At 48.4% G+C, this 16,576-nt stretch carries 15 protein-coding genes; 2 read left to right on the top strand and 13 right to left on the bottom strand.

The genetic code is table 11. The annotated features are described in order from the left end of the window. Positions 1-8: 8 nt before the first annotated feature. The 3 genes from AYI87_RS15520 to AYI87_RS15510 form a co-directional block, all read right to left on the bottom strand. The gene (locus AYI87_RS15520; protein WP_144203619.1) at positions 9-5,939 is read right to left on the bottom strand and encodes a host specificity protein J; all 5,931 of its coding nucleotides are present in this window, start codon (positions 5,937-5,939) and stop codon (positions 9-11) included. Next, complete coding sequence (locus AYI87_RS15515) at positions 5,940-6,539, bottom strand: tail assembly protein (RefSeq protein WP_144203617.1); 600 nt, start codon at positions 6,537-6,539, stop codon at positions 5,940-5,942. Between the two features lie 157 nt (positions 6,540-6,696). Then, positions 6,697-7,143 (bottom strand): superinfection immunity protein, encoded by a 447-nt coding sequence (locus AYI87_RS15510; protein WP_222116784.1) that lies wholly within the window; start codon positions 7,141-7,143, stop codon positions 6,697-6,699. Positions 7,144-7,506: 363 nt separating this feature from the next. Here AYI87_RS15510 and AYI87_RS15505 point away from each other — a divergent pair, with 363 nt between their 5' ends. Then, positions 7,507-8,382, top strand: a complete 876-nt coding sequence (locus AYI87_RS15505; protein WP_186300649.1) for a Rha family transcriptional regulator — start codon at positions 7,507-7,509, stop codon at positions 8,380-8,382. Between the two features lie 63 nt (positions 8,383-8,445). On the opposite strand, the gene AYI87_RS15500 is transcribed toward AYI87_RS15505, so the two are convergent. From AYI87_RS15500 to AYI87_RS15455, 10 genes are all read right to left on the bottom strand, one after another. After that, positions 8,446-8,751, bottom strand: a complete 306-nt coding sequence (locus AYI87_RS15500) for a helix-turn-helix domain-containing protein (protein WP_144203615.1) — start codon at positions 8,749-8,751, stop codon at positions 8,446-8,448. Then, on the bottom strand, positions 8,748-9,134 hold the full coding sequence (locus AYI87_RS15495) for a type II toxin-antitoxin system RelE/ParE family toxin (protein ID WP_144203613.1): 387 nt from the start codon (positions 9,132-9,134) through the stop codon (positions 8,748-8,750). The genes AYI87_RS15500 and AYI87_RS15495 overlap by 4 nt, the downstream gene beginning before the upstream one ends. Before the next feature lie 80 nt (positions 9,135-9,214). After that, the gene (locus tag AYI87_RS15490) at positions 9,215-9,943 is read right to left on the bottom strand and encodes a C40 family peptidase (protein WP_144203611.1); all 729 of its coding nucleotides are present in this window, start codon (positions 9,941-9,943) and stop codon (positions 9,215-9,217) included. Positions 9,944-9,953: 10 nt separating this feature from the next. Then, entirely contained in the window at positions 9,954-10,694 is a 741-nt protein-coding gene (locus tag AYI87_RS15485; RefSeq protein WP_144203609.1) for a phage minor tail protein L, read from the bottom strand. A 64-nt stretch (positions 10,695-10,758) separates the two neighbouring features. Further along, positions 10,759-11,097, bottom strand: coding sequence for a phage tail protein (locus tag AYI87_RS15480; RefSeq protein ID WP_144203607.1), 339 nt, complete (start codon positions 11,095-11,097; stop codon positions 10,759-10,761). Between the two features lie 32 nt (positions 11,098-11,129). Beyond that, on the bottom strand, positions 11,130-14,003 hold the full coding sequence (locus tag AYI87_RS15475) for a phage tail tape measure protein (protein WP_144203605.1): 2,874 nt from the start codon (positions 14,001-14,003) through the stop codon (positions 11,130-11,132). A gap of 11 nt (positions 14,004-14,014) precedes the next feature. Further along, complete coding sequence (locus AYI87_RS21265) at positions 14,015-14,191, bottom strand: hypothetical protein (RefSeq protein WP_186300648.1); 177 nt, start codon at positions 14,189-14,191, stop codon at positions 14,015-14,017. Between the two features lie 56 nt (positions 14,192-14,247). Then, on the bottom strand, positions 14,248-14,673 hold the full coding sequence (locus AYI87_RS15465; protein ID WP_186300647.1) for a phage tail assembly chaperone family protein, TAC: 426 nt from the start codon (positions 14,671-14,673) through the stop codon (positions 14,248-14,250). Between the two features lie 27 nt (positions 14,674-14,700). Continuing rightward, positions 14,701-15,180: a phage tail tube protein gene (locus tag AYI87_RS15460; RefSeq protein ID WP_144203601.1), complete on the bottom strand. Its 480-nt coding sequence runs from the start codon at positions 15,178-15,180 to the stop codon at positions 14,701-14,703. A 168-nt stretch (positions 15,181-15,348) separates the two neighbouring features. Next, a complete protein-coding gene (locus tag AYI87_RS15455) occupies positions 15,349-15,828 on the bottom strand; it encodes a hypothetical protein (protein WP_144203599.1) in 480 nt (159 codons plus the stop codon). Positions 15,829-16,273: 445 nt separating this feature from the next. Between AYI87_RS15455 and AYI87_RS15450 the strand changes: the two genes are divergently transcribed. Beyond that, positions 16,274-16,576, top strand: a 303-nt coding sequence (locus AYI87_RS15450) for a Rha family transcriptional regulator (RefSeq protein ID WP_144203739.1), incomplete at its 3' end; no start/stop codon positions are given.

Below are 16,576 nucleotides of genomic sequence, written 5' to 3'. Positions count from 1 at the left end.
AGGCCCCCTTATTGTTCAGTTGAAACGATTGAAATAGTCTGTGATGAAACTTGCGACACAACGTGATAACGCGTGGCGCTTACCACCAACAAGCGATACTGAAAATCACTGGTAGACGTTGAGTTATCGGTATAGGTCGATGAAGCATGGCAATATTCACGAATTTCGTAATAGCCAAATTCAGGTTCCCAAGTCTTGTTTACTGATATGGTAAATGTACCGCTAGCAACGGTTGTCCAGGCTCCATTTCCAATAGAGCGCTGCAGCTGCCACTGCAGAGACTTGTTAGATACAGCAGAGCTAGAAGATGTTGTGCTGTCTGCAGACAGGTCATAAGACACAACAACATTTTTAGCCTTGCCGTTAGTGCCAAATGGCCCAATCAGCACAGGTATTGAACTCGCTGCATACTGGTTCTTATCCGGGTTAGTAACCCCCGTCTTTAATACCCCAGCACTTAAACTGCCGCCGAAATAAGCATCACCATTTGCGGCCAAATAGGTTATTGCGTTTGACTTCTTAAGCGCTCCCCAGTTCGGCTCGGTACCTGACAACAATTTAGGCCCATACCATTCAACCAGTGAGTCAGGGCCGAACGGTGTCGCGGCTTGAACTTTCATATAACCACTACCGATAAGCCTTAACTGGCCGCCCTCGATGATGGGGGACTGAATTTTCTCACCGGCTTTGATATGTGTGCCCAAGATGGCCCCGGCGGCGATACTGTTAGCCGTCAGGCCACCAAACACCGCCAAGCGGGCCACTAGGTCATTAAATAGGCCTTGGCTGGCCACTAGCTTATTAATCAGCGCAGAATCGGCAAACAACTCGTTAGCAGTAACGGCATTGGCCGCAATTTTGTCAGTTGTAACGGCCTTAGAAACGAGTTTCTGAGTCGTTATCGAGCCATCAACAATTAACTCTGCAGATGCCATTTTTCGTAGGTAAACATTCGTTACATAGTATCCACCACCCATGGCACCGTTAGTGCCATTCATCTGAATAAACAGGGCCGCACTAACAACCTTTTTGCCTGCAACATTACCAACAGTCACCGAACCGCTGGCAAAGTTAGCAGCCCCCCTCTCTGATGCCGCTCTAGCCAGAAACGTATTCCAACCCATTGAACCATCAGAGTATCTCACCATAAGCCCTAGTCTTAAATCAGCTGTGGGGTTTTGATAGTGGTAGGCATACAGGCTTAAATAGTATTGTTCTCCATCTAATACGCTAAAAGGTTTATCGTAATTAAAGTAAGTGTCACGGTAGTTATTAATCAGTCCAAGATAAGAAGCACCACCATAAGCATCGGGATTGTTATTCCATAGAACAGTGACATTTCCAGTCCACCCCTCTGTATTTCCTCCTGTTCCTGATGCATTCATGAATTTTGGATTGGTGCAAATATTATCGGTATTGGCAATGGTTAGGTGTTTTGTGCTGATGGCGTTGGCAGCAATACTCTGCGCCGCTAGGCCGCCAAACACAGCCAAGCGGGCCTGCAATTCATCAAATAAGCCCTGACTAGAAATTAGCTTATTAATTAATGCAGTATCAGCCGTTAATTTGTCTGAGGTAACCGCGCCTGCAGCCAACTTATCAGTAACAACCGCCCCAGCCTGCAGATGATTAGTAGCAATCGCCAAAGCTGCAATGGTTTCAGCTGTAATGCCACCAAATGACGCCAACCTAGATTTTAGGCTGCCGAACTGAGCAGAATAAGCCAGCAAATTGCCAATAGTGCTATATCCAATCTTTAGATTATGTAGTCGCTCACTATTAATGGTTGTTATTGGTGCGGGCGCATATGTATTGCTGGGTGAATGAATTAATTCCTGGTTATAAAAGACTTGCGGCATAACATTTTGATCACTTGCAAAGTGATATATAGCACCGCCAGGGCCGCCGCCGCGCAAAAAGAACACATACATCATATTCGCGCCGAAACGATACGCATCAGCAAGTAACTCAGTGTAAGCCGATGTGTGATGTAATATCTGTTCAAAGTAACCAGCACCACCCCAGCCGCCAAAGTTGCCAAACCAATCAACGTTTAACTGCCCTTTGTGAGTCGATAAGTACCAATCGTCAGGGGCTGTTTCATCATAACTTCGCCATATTTTTATTCTGCGATTTTGTTGTTGTGAACCATACATAAACACCACAGGGTAATACTTGTCACTGTCACCATATATCATCAAATCCTGACTAAAAGGCAGGCCAGAAATACTTAACAGATTGTCTAACCCAGATGCCTCGCCAGCGTTGATTCGAGCATCGAGCGCCTGCTGCGCTGCATTAACGGCCTCGGCTTTTGCCGCATCAGCCCTAGCTTGAGCATCTACAATGGCCCTTTGCTCCTCTGCTGATACAACGTTATCGGCATAAGCCTTTGACTCGGTTTCAGCTAGGTTTGCTTGTGCCAAGGCGTACCCCTCGGCAGCAGTTTTAGCCTGGGCAGCTGAGCCCGCTGGGTCGGCACCTACATCACCAGCAGTTAAGCTATCCTTTTCTGCCAATGCCCCCGCTTTTATCGGGCTTCTTGATATAACAAGATCTTGCACAAAAGCCACGCCTAGGTCGCTGTAACCGTTAATCACAAGCCAAGGAATAATACTGGTGCAATCACTTGGTATAACGGCAAAGGATTGAACCCAATTCCACCCTTCACCAACGTCTTGAGCACAAGCTGAGTGCCAATAACTTTGAGGAATGCCATTAACTACTTTTCGATAGCCAAACCTAAGCTGGTAGTTGCTTAACTGAGTATTCATCCAAGCGGAGAAATACAGCCTTTCACCGCCAGTTACTGGGATAGCGTTATTTAACTCATAACTATCCCTAGCGATTAGTTTTAGGGCGTGTGACCTAGCATCTAAAGCATCAACACCGGCGGCATTACCAATAAGTTCAACTGCTCCATTATTCCAGCCGCCTTTGTTTAAACTCGATGTAAACGTAGAAATATTTAATAGGTTTGTACCACCTGATTGCTCCAAAGCGTTAGCCTCGGCCAACTGGGCCTTATTCAGCGCATCCAGCGCCGCTGCAGCTTCTGCCGCGTTCGCTTTAGCCTGGGCACCTGCAGGTGTTTCACCGCCAAGATCGGCAGCATCAATGCCCTGGTTAAGAAGTTGCTGAGCCGTCAACAGATTATTGTTGAACTTAGGATCGGCTAGCGCATCCTGCAGGGCTAGCATTTCCTTACTGGCATCATTAGGCAGCTTGCCTGCCATCAAGTTGTCTAGTTTGGCCTCTTCGTCAGGGGTGAAAACGGGCGGTATATCCGTTTGCACCTTCGTCCAGGTGTAATCCTCCCAGTTACCACTCGGGGCCGAAACGGCTTTATCTGTGGCAACCCCCATCCATTTTTTAGCCTTGCCGGCAGTCTCGTTAGTGGTAAACCCTGTGCCGGCATCATCATCTGCCCAGGCAAACCAGGTGTAGGATCTAAAGGTTTCCCCGAAAAGAGTGTCATAGTCACTTTGGTTTGATGATGATGCACCGTAGGTCCATGGTGTAAAAGCACCTTTATTACCTACTTTATCAACCAGTCTTGCACGGAAATAATATGCAGTTCCTTTCGGCAAATTGCCGACAACGTAGCTGGCAGATGGGTAAGCCACATCAACCAACTTTTGCGCATCACTACCAAAATTGTCCGAGGCTATTTGAATTTCGGTGTGAAGAGTGTCTTCGCTGCCGAGTGGAAAACCCCAATACAGATTGATACCAAAGGCGATTGATGTAGCAGTTAAACTGGTTGGCAAACTGAGGTTTGCGTCTTTGCCTGTTAGATCGGTCAGCACTGATTCGGCATAAATCGAGGCAACATTCACCGAGTTTATAGCCCTAACTCGAGCAAGATAGCCACCCGTATAAACCCCCACCACCTCAACACTGTTACTACCGGTTCGCGGCAGGCTGACCCAATCGCCATCGTCCTTACGCCATTGAACATCATAGGCGACCGCGCCGTCAGTCTTTGGCCAGTCGATGATCATCACTGTGACTGACTGTGTTTGCTCGACGTAGGTGCGCTGGCTAATATTGATTGTGGCTGGCGACGCTTGAGTTTTGGCCGGCAGAACGGAGATCGGTCTGTCGAGTAACTTGGTGCCGTTATCGATAGCGTTAAACTTACTTGGGTTATGTTCTACCGCGCTTATTTGGTACTCAATTTCATCTGAGTCAGCTTTGCGAATGGTCATCACTCTGAATAGCTGAGGCACCAAGGTATTTGATTCGACAGACCATTGCAGCTGCTCAGCTGGCGTTTCGCTGTAAGCTGTTGAGACTGTGATCACGGCATCATTCACAGAGGTAATGGTTCGCTTTTCGGCCTTGCCAGATGGCAAGTTAACGATGAGGCTGTCGTTAGCTGCGGCATCACAGGCTTGGTCGATGGTAATATTGAGGCCATTGACCGCTTTGATGCGACCACCAAAGCGCTTGCCGGCGACAAGCTTATCGGCAACGCCGATGATCATACCGGGCAGTGGAACCTGACCATCTAGGCCGACACTAAAGCCAACCATGCGATCGGCATTGTTGGTGTGAATGGCCCATTGACCTCGCCGCTGTGCTTCACTCTCTCGAGTGCAGCCAATGGCGCTAAGCTCGACAGGGTTGTCGCCAAATCGTTGCTGCAGGGAGATATCACCAACAGATGTCACATCGGTGTTGTAATCGTTGTCAGGGTCGTCATAGCTCACCAATGCACGAGTAAACTTACTGCGCACGCTGGTGCCTGTGTAGCTAAACTTGCCGTCTACCACGTTGGCGTTGGTGTAAAGAAAATCCATATCCCGCGGCATATCGGCCACGCTATACATCTGACCATTCGCCCAGTAGCTCATACCACGATAAATTGCGGCTAAGTCGCGCAGAACCTGCCAGGCCTCCTTGGCCTGTTGAATATAGATATCACACAAAAAGCGTGGCTCGCTGCCGCCCTTGCCATCGGGTACCGACTGGTCACAATACTGGGCGATTTGGTACAGCTCCCACTTATCCACCAAGCTGGCATCGATATACTGACCGGTACCGAAGCGGTCTTCTAAAATAATGTCGTAAGAGATCCACGCGGGGTTATTAGTCCAGGCAATTTTAAAGCTACCATCCCAAGTGCCAGAATAAGTGCGCGCAATAGGGTCATAGTTGGTCGGCACCCGCACCTTACGCATCTTGGCTTTAACCGCGACCGAAGGGATGCTGTTAAATTGCTCGGCATCAAATTCGATATACAGCAGCGCCGTGTTTGGATAACTAAACTTCGCATCCACCACTTCGGTGATCGCCGCAATAAACATGCTATCGGCAACGATGGTTTTATTCTGATTAGGCGTGATGCGAGACACCCGCACTTGCCAGCTGCTGCCAGCTGGCAAATCGATACGGTGGCTACGCTCGTAGGTGGTATTGGTCTTGCCTGTGACCGAAGTTTGAAGAAGAGTTTGGTAGCCACCGCCATCTGTAGCAACTTCAATCCGATAAGCGATCGTCAGACCAACAATGTCGCCATTGTCTTTTTGCTGTTGCAGAGCTGGCCAGCGCAGGCGCAAACGCAATGCGGATAACATGCTGTTGGTTACCGAGCGCACCCATGGCGATCCGTCGGTTAATTCGGTATTGATGGCGAGCTCGTTCTCGACCGATGGGATACCTTGAATGTACGTCTGCTGCACAGAGCCTGGCCGAAACTCCCACTTGGTTCCCGGGAAATTTTCATTGCCCTGGCTATCGAGCAGCGGTGTACCGTCGAGATAGATATTAGAGCCATCAATACTGCCGTGCCATTCGCCCTCACCAAGCGCCAGCAACATCTTGGCGCTGCTGGTAGAAAGCAAGTTATTCGGCGTTTCTACTGGGGTGTGACCTTCGCCGCCTTTGCGGCCACTGATCGCTTTTTTAGCCAGATTAGATGAAAGTGATGCCATTTAGCGTTGATCCTCGGCATAAATCCCAGCGCTGATAATGGCGCCGCCGACTAAGCGTTCACCATAACCGATACCTACAGGGTTGCCTTGAGCAGTGGTGTTTACCGCACCGCCAAAGGCGTAACTGGTACCCTGATCTTCATTGGATGAGTTGTTGAGGTTTTGCGGTGATAGCATCTGCACAATACCTCCAGCCATTAATCCAACTCCGGCACTAATCAGGGCACCACCAACAGGAGCAGCTAACCCCCATGATAGTCCCGTAACAATCACCCCAACTACCACCAGCACGGCACCAACGATAGTTTGCAGTACGCCGCCTCGCTTGCTGCCTTCCATGATGGGGACAACGCGGATCTCCCGGGTGCCGGCAAAGTCAAATTCATCTTCAGCCACGTTACTGCCGTTTCTGAATATGGCATAACGCATACCTAACTTTGCCTGGGCCATCACAAACTGTTCAAAACCTGCAACGGTGCGTTTAAGCGCCGAGAACGCCTCCCAAGTTTTACCCGATTCCAGATAGCGCACATGGACGCGGCCAAATTTAGCCGCCAATGATCCTGAAAGTTTAATCACGACTTTTTGTTGCTCTGGCATGGTGGTCCTTAAGGCAATAAAAAAGCCCCAGCTAAAAAGCTGAGGCCAAGAAAAACAAAACCGCCGATAGTTATTTACTAACGGCGGCCTATTCTTTGTTGTGGTCTGGGTGAGTTATCCCACTATTAGGGGAATAATAAACGACTTTTTAGAAAGCTCAATGTATTGCAGGTTCTACTTCACTTCCGCAGTGTTTGCACTTCCTGGCTTTTGCCAAAATATCTTCTGCGCAGAATGGGCATTCCACCATTTGCTTGGTAGCCTCATGCACCTTGGCAGCATCACTCGCTTTATGGCTGTCAGCCATATCAGTTTTGCTCTTATTTACTACGGCGACAATTTCTGGCTCACGCAACGACCAAACCAAAGCCACAGTCCAACCTATTAGTGTCCATCCTAATAACAGGTTGACCATGAATATGGCATCGAAATTAGGCTGTTTTCTAAAATGTGCTTCATACATGGGGTAAAAATAAAACAAAATTACGGCTAAACAACCAGCCATCATAGAAATAAAGCGGAGATTTTGATTGTCGACGGAACCAGCGAAGTAAAATCCACCTAATCCCAAAATGATTAAAGTGATCAAGCGAACTAAGTACATGAAAATCCCTCTCTTTGTAATGTGTTCAATATCTAGCCTCATGTTAACATCAGTCAACAATTACAGACAATAATATCAATTTACTTATCAGTTAACCGATAAGTAAATTGACTATCAGTTCGTTTTTGGCCTATAGTCCGCACTGAGGCGTCAGAACCTCATCTAAGCGGATAGCCAGCCCCGACAGTGTTGGATTTTTTATGCCCAAATCCGGCAGGATTAAATGCAGTACCCGTTATGTCGGGAGGGCGACGAATATAAGACCCTTAGGGGAAATAAGTCCGCGGTCTCTTAGAGCCGTTCTGAACCTCCCGACACCCATTCGGTTAATGGGTTATTTCAGAAAAAATCTAGGAGGCCGTTATGGTCACAGCTACTTTATCCACATCACTTGCTATGCTGCCCGCCGATGCAGTTGTGCGCGATCACTACGATATAAAAACCACTTCACTCAAAGTTGCCGAAGCTTTTGGCAAGCTACACAAGAATGTTATTCAAAAGCTTGAAAGCCTTGACTGTTCTGATGAATTTGCATCAGCTAACTTTTCAGCCCATGTTCAAAATGTGGCGATTGGCAATGGTGCTTCACGCGAATCCAAAGTGTACCAAATGACCAAAGACGGCTTTATGTTTCTGGTGATGGGTTTCACAGGCAAAAAAGCGGCGGCGATCAAAGAGGCCTATATCAACGCCTTTAATGCCATGGCCGAGACATTACAGCAACAACGCAAAAGCAATACCGATGACAGAACCGGGCTGCGAAATGCAATTAACCTGCTCGTGTCGAAAATGAAGCTCAACTATTCAGAGGCCTATGGGCTGGTGCATCAGCGGTTTAATGTTCGGCATGTAGATGAGCTTGACACGGCGCAGGTGGCACAGGCCGTCAGTTATGTACACAGTATGGCCATCGAGGGCGAGTGGCTTGGTAAAGCCCCCAACCTGCCTGAACCTGAAAAAGCGGGTTACCTCATTACTCCAGAGCAAGCCAGACTTATGGATTTGCTGCTGCATTCAGCGGCGTGGGTTAATTACCGTTGGCATCAGGGCATTTGCAATGGGTTGGCGTCACTCAACCCAGGACTTTATAACAACACCTTTGAGCATATGAATAATCTGCATTATGCCCGTAAGCAGCTTGATAGGGAGTTAACTGATCTGCGGTTAAAATTCAACTGCCAAGCCAAGCGCCCCGAGGAGCTACAGGCTGAATTAGCAAGGGCCAGGCAGTTACTGTGACTACATACACAGACTAAAAAGCCACCTTTCGGTGGCTTTTCTACAAATTGACCATAGTGAGGCTTACGCCATTAGCAATTCAACACCTTGCTTTTTCACTAGGTTTAGCAGTTTTAATGCTGGCCCCTCTGGATGACGTGTTCCCTGCTCCCATTTTTGCACACTTGAAACAGACACGTTTAAACACATGGCAAACACTGGCTGACTTACATTGTTGGCCCTTCGAATACGCTTAATTTCTTGAGGTGACAACGGCTTTATTTCAGGCAGGCACAATTCGTCAAACTCACGTAAGGTTGCAGGTTTCATCACCCCAGCCTCATGCAAGCCTTTCGCAGTACTATGAATAGATTGCAATAATCTGCTCATTTCTCGTTACCCCTTTCTATTACTTCTATTAAACTACTATTATTTAACGCCTTTTTGAGTTCTTCATCACTGTATGAAAACATCTCTTTAGCCAAGGCTTTTAATGCAGTTTTTTCTTTTTTGGAGATATTATCTCTCTCATTTTTAGCGAAACCATACAGGAAAAAAGAATTATTCAGCCCTTTGAACGCGATGAGTGTTCTAAAACCGCCGCTTTTTCCCTGACCATTACGCGCTACACGCTTTTTGTATACACTACCACCAAGATTGGCATCCATGAGCCCATCTTCCATTTCCTTCACGGCAGAAATTAAGGCTTCATCAGCAACACCTTCATTTTCAGCCCAATTTGCAAAATCAGGTGTTTTGAATATCCGCCCCACTCATTCCCCTTAAGTGTAGTACAGTGTCCTATAGTGCGAATGCTAACATTTGCCCAATATACTTACAAGTTTGTAATTATCTATTGTGATTCACCATCACGCCGAACTATCAACCTGGTATTTCGCTGCCAATAACCACCGTAAACATCGCGGCGAGACAAACGTCCATACAGATGATGCTGGATCATGCCGTTGCCTATGTATACCGCGGCATGGTTCACGCGGGGAGCCTGGATCTGCATTAAGATTACGTCGCCAACTTGCAGCGCGCCGGATTGAAGATCGCTATCTGGTATTGGGGAAAACCCTGCGCCGGCATAGTTATCGAGATAGAGCTCATGCTCACCTTCCCACCACCCGTCTGCACGCTCAAATTCTGGCAGAGCGATACCAAGCTCGAGTTGGTACCAGTCTTTGACCAGGGCATAACAGTCCCATACGCCATGGACAAATGGCCGATTAAGTAGCGGTGGCGTTTCACCTGATGGTGTAATGGTGCGTAGGTCCCCTTCTGGCCAGCTTAGAATGTGCCACGGCAATTTAGATGCCTCGCACATGGCCAGGTCATGGTTGCTTGGTTGGCTACTGGCGTCTGGGTGACTGTGGCAGATACCAATTATGGTACCTTCATCTTCGAGGGTGGCAAAAACTTGCGGGTCGATTCGAAAGGCGTCTTTACCTTGAGCGTGAGTGTTTTCGCAGGCGCGGTATTGCTCTGACTTGCCGACCAATAACAGTACGCCACAGCACTCATTTGGGTAGCAGTTTCTGGCGTGATCCTGAAAGGCGTGCAGCGAACAAGGTTTCATTTGTTGGTCCTTATTTGATCATCCTGACCGCAGGGAAACCGCCGTAAGGCAATTCGGCATCATCACCAAAGCGCAGCTTGCAACCAGCTATAGTGCCGCTACATTGATCGGCTGCGGGGTCCGCCGTGGAGTTGTCGTCTTTATCAAACATATTGCTACCGGTGTAACCGCAATCTGCGCCACGATACCCACCACGCTGACACCAGTAACAATAAGGCGTCATCTTACGGCCAATTTTGTAGTTGCCTACGGCAGCTGGGTTAGCCAGCATAAACTGCACCGCTTCATCGGTTTCCGCCACCTTCTGGTCCACTATCCAGATATCGAGGTTTTCCTGGGTCGGGTCGGCACCGCTGTTACCACCGCTGAAGTTGGCCGCATCGAGGTACTTGGCCAAGGTGCGGTGAATGGTTACCCGAGCGTTTTCCATGTTTTGGTATACTAGACACAAGGCGGTGATCGCCCCTTCGAGGTTGGCCACAGTAAGCTTTGGATTGGATGGCGAACCATCGGCATTGATCTCGACATCCTCTATCTTTACTGGCCATGGCGAATACTCTTCCCCCTGCCAGTAGATTGGCTTTGCTGGCAGGTCAGTTTGAGCCGCCACAGCCGCGGCAATTTCGGCCTCGGTGTGTGGCACGTTATGGGCGTGAAATCGCAAGATACCCGCGCCAAATGCGCTGCCATCGACTTCATAGAGGATTATCTCAGAGCCTGGCTCTAGGGTTTGAATATCATGAGATAGCATTGATGGATGCTCTTGTTGGTGTTTTTATGGAACGCTTTACGGATGATGCTTATGGGTGATGCCTTTACGGATGATAGACTTGCTCAAATGTGGCGGTGATACGGTAAACATCGGCGCCCATTGGAGCCACGCTATAGCCCTCACACGTCCACAGCGACATGGCGCCTAATGGTGGTAACCAAGCAAACGACTTAGCCCCTTTGTGGTCATCTAAAAAAGCACAGATAGCTAACGCATCCGTTTTTTTATAGGTGAAGGTTAACGGCCAGCTTTGCTTGTCATTGTTGATGCCGCGGGAAACCGACTGACTGTAACCATCGCCAAATTCGGCCTTGTTAACAGTAAAACTTTTCTCGCCAGTGGCACTGTTGGTTGGTACCCAGGTAAATTGCTGCAATGCCATTAATGACCTCTTTTATTGATTAAGGCGGGCGGTTAATAACCGCGCATTGCCTGCCAGATCATACCGCCTGGCTTAAGTTGCTTGGCGATCTCTTTGCGGGTACCTTCGTCGGCAGCGCGGGCGTAAGCCTTACCTAGCTTGTCAGTGTCTTTAACACCATTACTGTTGTCGTTTTCGACGCTAATGTGCTGGGTGATATTCACGCCGCCTGACGCTGGCATAGCTGAAGCAGCATACTTACCGCCGACCACGCCACCATCATAGAAGCCTTTAAATCCCTTGCGAATGCTCTCTACGCTGGCTACACCGCCAAGGCGGGCAACGTCTTCCTGACTAAAGACCACCTCGCCTTTATGCACTATGCCTGCTGGCTGATACTTGCCCCCGGGGCCCGTATAGCCGCCACTGTCATATTCACCGACCACGCCACCATCAGCGTAACCACCAAACGCATAGCTGATTATTTTCACCAAAGCCTGTTTAACCAGAATGCGAGTTAGATCAGCTAATATCGCCTTGGTGAAGTCGGCAAAGCTGGCCTTGCCTGTGAGGGCAAACTGCACGATGGCATCTTCCATACTACCGAAGGCGTTGTTGAACAGGTTTTCAGTCTGGGCGGCAACATCATTGGCGCTATCGATATAATTATCAAACGCGCGGCTAGCCCCATTTTGCCAGTTGGCTCTGGCTGCCTCGATATCCTGATAATGCTTTTCATACATTTGCAATCGGGTCGCCAATTCGGATTCTAGGGCCTGCATGTTGGTGTTGTATTCATCTTCACCGATTGATCCTTCTGTAAGTTGGCTGGTCAACGCATCTTTTTTTCCCTGAAAGCTGCGGGTAATTGCATTGCGGCCAATTAGGCGTTTGTTGGTGCGGTCGCCTTTGCCAAAGGCGCCGAGTTCGTCGGCATATTGCAGCTGAATGGCAGCTGTTTCGCTGCCGAGGTTTTGCTGAAACGCCATCTCCCGACGAAGCTGCTCACGTTTAGCAATTTCATCTTCTAGCGCCTGATTAATTTTTAACTGTGCCGCAATTTTTTCGGCATAGACCAACAGGCTTTGTTCATCGGCACTTAGTACCTTTTTGCTTTTAAGATCTGCAATTTGCTGCTCTAACCCAAGTAAGTTCTGTGACTGTTTACTCAACTTTTCCCGGGTTTCAAGCTGCTGGCGTAATTGCTCCTCTTGCAGCTGATAACGCCTTAATAGCTTTTGCCCGGCATCAGACTCAGCCTTTTGTTTTTCTTTGTACTGGTCATCGATCCACTTCTTGGCCTTAGCAATATTGTCGTCACTAATTAAAGCGCTGTTTGGATCTGCGGCGCGGATATCGGTAATATAACGCTGTAGATCCTGATGGGCTTTGAGGCGCTTTTCTTCTTTGGTTAACGTGGACTCGAGTATGTCATTGAACTTTTGCTGACCGGCAATGGCTTTGGCGTTAATCTCTTGCGACTTCTTATCTTCTTCAGCTAAATCACGAGCAGCCTTTAGCTGTTCGATAATGACGTCACGTTCCCCTGTTAATCTATCTAGCTCTTGCTTTCGACGAGTAGCTTCACCACCTTTCCCAGGGCCTTTAGCAAGCAACTCCTGAATTTCTGCGCCCTTTTCCCTTAGCTGCTGCTCAAGGTTAGGACCATCAAGATAATACATGGCGCCATTAACAAACGCATCCCAGCCTTCCGCCGCTATGCTCTTGGTCCATTTCCAGGCGCTCTCAATGCGGCCGAGGTTTGATATTATCTGATCTGCCCGCTGCTCAATGGCTTCGGCATAAGACTCTGTTGCAAGCTTGGCAGCATCAGTGTGATTACCGGCTTTTTCTAAAGCCATAATTTGTTCATACACACTCGAGGTGAGGAAATGATATTTCTCATTTAGTTCGGCAGCGGCTTTTGCGGGATCTGTAGCGAGTTTTTCAAATTCGCTAATTGTGTCCTCTACGGCGGTACCTACTGCTTGCTTCATTAACAGCGCAGAGCCAGCAACTAGCGCGAATTGTTCACTAGCAACCTTACCTGATTTTACTACCTGAAGTAGGGCTTCAGACGCTGCACGTTGTGTACCTGCATAGCCGTCTATATACGCAGCTGCCAATTGCAGGTTTTCAACGCTTGTACCCGCCGCGTTGCCACCCATGATAATGGCACTGCGAAACCTGTCTGCTTCTTTTCTACCTTGATAGTATGCCACCCCAACGGCGACAACTGCGGCGGCGGCAAGGGTATACGGATTAACCAACCCAGCAACGTAGCCGCCCAGGGCTTTGGTGGCCGGGCCCAGGCCGCCAAACATATCCTTGATTTGTCCGCCTTGCTGAATAAACACCGTCATGGGGTTTTGGCCAGCCTGCAAGGAGACAAAGATATCAGTAAACTGTGCCGGCAGGCCGCGCATGGCAAACTGCATCTGCTTGGCCGACATGGCATTCACATTCATGGCCTTTTCATTGCCAACCAAATGGGTGCGCATCTGCTCTAGGCTTTTGTTATAACGGGTATAGTCCGCCTCATTGATTAGGCCTTTGTCAAAGCCCGCCTTTAAGCGTTTTTGTTGATCGGCAATGTCGCTTATCTTGGTGCGAATAGGGTCTAACTGATTTAACAGCTTGTCGTATTGAGATCGCTCTACTTGACTGCGAAACTCTTTAACCTGCTTAGAATAAAGCTCAAATTTGCTTTTTTCGATATCACCAGCTTCAAATTGCTTGGTGAGATTTTCATAAGCCTTATCAAGATTATTAAGCTTGGCAGTAACCGGATCGACCCGCCCAACCATTTTCGCCAAACTGGTCTCAGTTTTGAGAATGGCACGTTCGGCTTTACTTAGCCCGCCTTCAAAACTGGCCGTATTGGCGATTAAGTCAACGGTGAGCGATCGTAGTCCGTAACTGCCCATATTAACTACCTTTATTCATTGGATGTTGCGCTGGCTTGCAGCAGGTTAAAGAGATCTTCTGGGGTGGCGTCTTCTGTTTGTTCTTCACGATAGAAACTCATGAAGTCTTGCAGTTCAGCTTTGCCGCCATTGATTAAACACAGTTGATGCATTTGCCGGGCGGTGTACCATTCGCTGCGATCTTGCATCGACAGCGGCCCATATTTGGCGCGGTAATTGACCCACCCGGCAAACTCGGCGCTACTTACTCGCCGTTTGGCTTCTGCAACGGTTCGTCCGCCGACGCCGGCGAGGACGAGTTCGAACCAGAGCTCGTCTTCTGCGTCACAGGCTTTGGGTCGGCCTCATCCCCCCAGCGGTTCACCTCTGCAATAGCGGCCATCATGGCATCGACCAACGCCTGACACATAGGTCCGCGCTTTTCACTGCCCACAATATCGGCCATGGTAAGCAAAGGTTCCCCTTTGCTGGTGACGATACTTGATACCAGATGTGCGGCGACAATGTCGGTGCAACCTTGGCGAAACGCCGTTGAAATCGCGGCCGACGTGGCATAACTGCTGTGGCGCACATACACGGTCGCGGTAACCGTTTCACCGTTGAGGTTTTGCCAGCTGATCTCTTTCGCCTCTGGCTTGGCCGGGGCAAACGATGAGGACTCATTAATCACTGCGAGGCTAAGTTCCATGGTACCTCCTTACGCTGCCGCTTTCGGGATCAATACCGGATCACCAGACACCTGAATGCTACAACTCGACTTCACCACATCATTAAGCGCAAACGAGAACGGGAATGAACTTAAGAAGCCACGGAAGGTTAACCAGGTACGTGTCGTCGGCAAGGTCACCACGCCTGGCACACTCACATCAGGCTCTATGCCTTTACCGTCACTCCAGCCCAAGTACCACTGCAAGGTTTCGCCTGCGGTTTTTAGTTCGTGCAGGCGCTGATGCACGTCTAGATCTGGGTTGGTATTGACACCAAATGTGGCGGCGCCAGGAGTGGCTAGGCCGGATTCATATTCACGGGCATCTGCCTCTAATGGCGTGACATCAATTTGCTCTATGGTCGAGTCGATACCCTCGATACTGGTGACATTAGCCACCACTAACAAGCTGTCATCGGCAGGGTCAATCGCATAAAGTTGCGTGCCTTTTACTTTCTTTGTGGTGCCCATGGCATCCTCCTGTTTAGCAATAAAAAAGGCCCCAACGGTAGCGTTGAGGCCTGAATAACAAAAACCGCCGCGAGGTTAATCGGCGGCGGTTTGTACTGGTAAGTTGTTTGAGCGAGTTATCCCACTGTTAGGGGAATAACGCCTTTTTTTTAAAGCTCAACGTCTCAATTAATTTATTCTTACCAGCTGGGCTTTTTGGTCGTCTGATAAATTATGGATCGACGCTATGGTCACTTGCTCTTTATCTGCTGGAGCACCATCTAGTGCCACATCAACACGCTCTGGCAGGCTATACATAGCGCCGGTAGCTGGGTCAACGATAAGAATGCCAATAAGGCCACCAATGAGAATGTTACCAAAATACCAGCCATCGATACCGCTTTTCATGGTATAGACTTTATCTGGATAACCCTCTTTTTTGAAAGTAATGGTGTATGTCTCACCTTTAAAGTAACCCGATGACGATTTAAGCATCACAGTTGCAGGGGTTACCCCACTATGAACCACTTTCCCCGCCCTGTTTACCACAGTAAAATCCGCAGTTTCTGGATTGCTGGCAATTGCTACCGAATAGTCAGATTTGCTGACAATACTTGAGCAACCAGACAATCCTGCCAACATAACACCGACAAGCATAAGTTTTTTCATTTTGCATCCCTGTTCGTTTTTTATTATCGAGGCTGTTTAGCCATTACTAAACTAAGCACATGAAAATCATAGTCTTTGTAATGTTCTAAAAATCCACCGCCATGTTAACATTAATCAACATTTACACACAATATTAACGAAACCATTTACCGTTATGCATGAATTACTTATCAGTTAACCGACAAGTGAATTGACTCGGTAATGACTTTTGGCCTATAGTGCGCGCTAAGAGCGTAGAAACTCTTTTTTGCACCCGGATTCACCGCGCCCGATAGTCGTGGCTTTTTTATGCCTATTGCCAGGCAACCCAACCAGTTTTTATGGTCGGGAGGGCGAGGAATACAATACCCGTAAGGGGAATAACTCCGCCGTGGGTGCACGGTTTCTAACCTCCCGACCACCATAATAGTGTGGTGGTCAATCCGAGTAGAAACGGAGCACCACTATGATCACTTCTATTATTCCAGCCAATGCTGTTACCAGCGATAATGGCGATATAAAAACCACTTCACTCAAAGTTGCCGAAGCTTTTGGTAAGCAACATCGCAACGTCACAGCCAAAATTAAAAACCTTGATTGTTCAGATGAATTTAGGTCTGCTAACTTTTCAGCACACCCATATACCAATGAGCAAAACGGCGAGATTTACAATCTGTACCAAATGACCAAAGACGGCTTTATGTTTCTGGTGATGGGTTTCACAGGCAAAAAAGCGGCGGCGATCAAAGAGGCCTATATCAACGCCTTT

The organism is Shewanella sp. KCT (assembly GCF_007636505.1).
GTDB lineage: Bacteria > Pseudomonadota > Gammaproteobacteria > Enterobacterales > Shewanellaceae > Shewanella > Shewanella halotolerans.
This window is presented reverse-complemented; position numbering and strand designations above follow the sequence as displayed.

Bases quoted from the DNA above. Each gene is read 5' to 3' on its own strand.
- AYI87_RS15500 (WP_144203615.1), bottom strand. From the start codon at position 8,751: ATGAGCAGATTATTGCAATCTATTCATAGTACTGCGAAAGGCTTGCAT.
- AYI87_RS15480 (WP_144203607.1), bottom strand. From the start codon at position 11,097: ATGGCATTGCAGCAATTTACCTGGGTACCAACCAACAGTGCCACTGGC.
- AYI87_RS15475 (WP_144203605.1), bottom strand. From the start codon at position 14,003: ATGGGCAGTTACGGACTACGATCGCTCACCGTTGACTTAATCGCCAAT.
- AYI87_RS15515 (WP_144203617.1), bottom strand. From the start codon at position 6,539: ATGCCAGAGCAACAAAAAGTCGTGATTAAACTTTCAGGATCATTGGCG.
- AYI87_RS15520 (WP_144203619.1), bottom strand. From the start codon at position 5,939: ATGGCATCACTTTCATCTAATCTGGCTAAAAAAGCGATCAGTGGCCGC.
- AYI87_RS15460 (WP_144203601.1), bottom strand. From the start codon at position 15,180: ATGGGCACCACAAAGAAAGTAAAAGGCACGCAACTTTATGCGATTGAC.
- AYI87_RS15455 (WP_144203599.1), bottom strand. From the start codon at position 15,828: ATGAAAAAACTTATGCTTGTCGGTGTTATGTTGGCAGGATTGTCTGGT.
- AYI87_RS21265 (WP_186300648.1), bottom strand. From the start codon at position 14,191: ATGCAAGATCGCAGCGAATGGTACACCGCCCGGCAAATGCATCAACTG.
- AYI87_RS15505 (WP_186300649.1), top strand. From the start codon at position 7,507: ATGGTCACAGCTACTTTATCCACATCACTTGCTATGCTGCCCGCCGAT.
- AYI87_RS15485 (WP_144203609.1), bottom strand. From the start codon at position 10,694: ATGCTATCTCATGATATTCAAACCCTAGAGCCAGGCTCTGAGATAATC.
- AYI87_RS15510 (WP_222116784.1), bottom strand. From the start codon at position 7,143: ATGTACTTAGTTCGCTTGATCACTTTAATCATTTTGGGATTAGGTGGA.
- AYI87_RS15490 (WP_144203611.1), bottom strand. From the start codon at position 9,943: ATGAAACCTTGTTCGCTGCACGCCTTTCAGGATCACGCCAGAAACTGC.